Raw genomic sequence first — 612 nt, 5'->3', positions numbered from 1 at the left:
CGCGTAGCCTTCATCTTGCGCAGCGTTGGAGCCGGTTGCGGCGATGGTTCCGGCATAGCTTGCCGGGGTCAGATATCCGAGCGATGAGTGCGGCCGGGAATGGTTATAATCGTCTGCCCATTCGGCGATGGCGCTGCGGGCATGATCGAGACCGAAGAACAGGCTTTCGTTCAGCAGCTCGTCGCGCATCCGCCCGTTGAAGGACTCGATATAACCGTTCTGCATCGGCTTTCCCGGTGCGATGTAGTGCCACTCGACCTTGTGCTCCTTTGACCAGGCGAGGATCGCGTTCGACGTGAATTCCGTGCCATGGTCGGAGACAATCATGCCGGGCTTGCCGCGCCGCTCAAGGAGCGCCGTCAATTCGCAAGCAACACGACGGCCGGAGATCGAGGTGTCGGGGATCGCTGCCAGGCATTCGCGCGTCACGTCATCGACGATGTTGAGCACGCGAAATCTTCTTCCGCAGGCGAACTGATCATGGACGAAATCCAGCGACCAGCGGGCATTGGCCTTCGCTTCGACCAGTATCGGCGCACGCGTGCCGACAGCACGCCGCCTGGCTTTCCGCTTGCGAACCGAAAGCCCTTCCTCGCGATACAGCCGATAGAT

1 protein-coding gene is annotated in these 612 nt (G+C 60.8%); it reads right to left on the bottom strand.

Annotated features, from left to right (window positions below; translation table 11 throughout):
- Positions 1-612: IS3 family transposase (locus DUT91_RS25115; RefSeq protein ID WP_114443061.1), on the bottom strand; the 612-nt coding region annotated here is incomplete at both ends.

The organism is Paramesorhizobium salinisoli, assembly GCF_003335045.1.
GTDB classification, from domain to species: Bacteria; Pseudomonadota; Alphaproteobacteria; order Rhizobiales; family Rhizobiaceae; genus Paramesorhizobium; species Paramesorhizobium salinisoli.
This window is presented reverse-complemented; position numbering and strand designations above follow the sequence as displayed.